Annotated in this window: 3 protein-coding genes; all 3 read right to left on the reverse strand. The window is 32.1% G+C overall.

Features of this window, described 5'->3' with window-relative positions; all coding sequences use genetic code 11:
* Positions 1-330: 330 nt before the first annotated feature.
* From ACR0QS_RS12715 to ACR0QS_RS12725, 3 genes are read right to left on the reverse strand one after another with little or no spacing between them, the layout of a single operon-like run.
* Positions 331-453, reverse strand: coding sequence for a hypothetical protein (locus tag ACR0QS_RS12715; protein WP_432633824.1), 123 nt, complete (start codon positions 451-453; stop codon positions 331-333).
* 39 nt (positions 454-492) lie between these two features.
* Positions 493-1,632, reverse strand: coding sequence for a cell surface protein (locus tag ACR0QS_RS12720; protein WP_432633825.1), 1,140 nt, complete (start codon positions 1,630-1,632; stop codon positions 493-495).
* A gap of 18 nt (positions 1,633-1,650) precedes the next feature.
* Positions 1,651-2,157 (reverse strand): hypothetical protein, encoded by a 507-nt coding sequence (locus ACR0QS_RS12725; protein ID WP_432633826.1) that lies wholly within the window; start codon positions 2,155-2,157, stop codon positions 1,651-1,653.
* Between the last annotated feature and the right edge of the window lie 326 nt (positions 2,158-2,483).

Here is a 2,483-nt window from a genome sequence, read left to right on the forward strand (position 1 = left end):
ATTTATTACCTCACGAATAAATAAAAACTAATTTAAAAAATCAATTTCAATAAACTATATTTAAATTATTAAATTATATTACTTCAATTTACTAAATTAATTTTGAAATAATAATAAAAAATAATTTCCACAAATTTTATTAACCACAATAAAAAATTCAAAATAACAAATCTAATTTTCCAACCTCACTAATTAAAATAATAAAATCCCCCACAAAACAGCATCAACTTTTAAAACTAATCAATTTAAAACAAAAAACAGCGTCCTCCGTTCGCAACACACGAAGAACGCCGAATTATAGTGAAAAATTTAAGAAAGATTCAATTTTAATCAAGCATCGTCAATCTTTTCTTTAAACCCAATGCTTGCCATTTTTTTCGTCATTGCGAGCGTAAGCGAAGCAATCCAAATAGAATAGATTACTTCGGTTTTTACAAAACCTCGTAATGACAATCTTTATAACCGAAGACTTAAGTCTTCGGTTAAGTCAACTTAAAGCGCTGGCAAATACCAAGTTATTCCTGTGGTAGCTGCAAAATCTACATTATTAGGAGAAGTGCCTCCGTTATTTATATCAGCCTCAAAATACCATTCAAGGTTTTTCAAAGGCGTAATGTAGATTTCCGCATAAGCACCATAGAATAAATCATATTTTTCTTTAACATTTTTCTCGGTAGCGCTTCCATCTTGAGTTATTTTCAAGCCCAATGAAGGTTCTACATAAAGCGAAACTATATCGGAGTTTGCCGTTAATCCCAAAGTTGGAGCTAATGTTAAATCCCAAGCGCTCGTTGCCCATCTTTCGCCATATGAAGTAGGTGTAAAATTAGCAGACATTGCAGCTGCGCTATCAAGAACTTTAATAGCCTCTACTCTCGTTTGATTATGTTGCTTTCCTAAAGCGCCGTTATAAGCCAATTTAATAAACGGAGTAAGAGCAACTTCTTCCACCATCGCTCCAAAGTAAAGTCTGAATTCGAAACCAAATGATTCCGCCATTTTACCTTTATCTTTTGTGCCTGAAGACTCCGTATTCCATCCATAATAACCATATCTCAAATATAATCTGATTTGAGGAAGGAAATCCAAGCCCGTATAATATCTGAATTGTGAATCAACACTTACTGCAGTTACGCTCGCTTTAGTTCCGTCTTCATCTTTATCGGCAAGATGAACCACTTGAATTGGAATCGCCATTCTAAAAGCGTTATCCAATGCGTTCAAAACCAAAACTGGAGTATGTCCTACCGCTTGAGTAGGTTTGCCTTCTGCTTTACCATTAAATTTGTATATTTTGTTTCCAATGGTTGCATTATAACCAACTCCGATTCCGATTAAAGAAGAAGTATAACCAATTCCCATAGAGATTGTAGGGTCAAAGTTATAATCTTTACCGTCCAATGTGTTTAACATATCGCCGATACTTCCGCCATAACTTGCTTGATTACGGAATCCGAAAGTTCCCTTAATCGTATCGTTTCCGAGCGTGAAGCCTAATTGGTCCATTCTTGCTCTGAACTGATTGCCGTGAGTAAGGAAGTTAATCCAATCTGTCGTAACTCCATACATACCGAATACTTGTGCGCTTGCCATAGAAAGCAAAGCTATTACTGTTAGAAAAATCTTTTTCATCTTTTATTCTCCTATTTTTTAGATTTTTGTTTTTAAAATTTTTCTATTAAATAAAAAGCCCTTCAAATCATGCCAAATGCTACAAATTTCATTCCCAAAATCAAAACCAAAATTACAATTTCCGAAATAATTTTTTCCTAAACCGCCACTACAATTTTTTTCAAAACCATAATCACAATTCTTTTTGAAATTGCGATTATAATCTTTATCGAAACCATAATTTAGATTTCTTCCAAACCTTCCGCCGAAATCGTAACTATTGCGAAAAACTTGATTAAGATTAAAGAAATAATTTTTATAACAAAAGCCATAATTTAATTGACTTATTATTTCAAATTTATTTTTCATTGTCATTGCGAGCCGACTTCTCTGAAGGAGTGCCTTTGGCATCGGCGTGGCAATCCACTTTGTATAAAATTTATTTATTAATGAAATTAAATTATAAAAATCGAATTTTACTAAATTTGGATTACTTCGGTTTTTTGCCAAAGGCACGCCTACGGCGACAAAACCTCGTAATGACAAACTATTTTCACCAAAAGAATTTTTAATTAAAGAAATTATTTTTGCAAAACCAAAAACGGCACTTAAAAAATTAAATGTCCTAAAAAATTGAAATATATAAAATTTAAAATTATTGTTTAGAATATAATGGTGGTATGCGTTGCGTTGCGTTGCGTTGCAAATGCATGAACAGTATTATAAATTATCGTAATTTTCATATCAAACTTTCTCCACCGATTTTTCGGTAATTTATTTTTATTAAACATTTAAATATTGATTAAATTATACAATATTTAAAAAATTAATCAATAGCTTATTTGGCTTACAGCCCGCTTCCGCGTCAAAAT

This window comes from Brachyspira sp. (assembly GCF_050873525.1).
Taxonomy (GTDB): domain Bacteria; phylum Spirochaetota; class Brachyspiria; order Brachyspirales; family Brachyspiraceae; genus Brachyspira.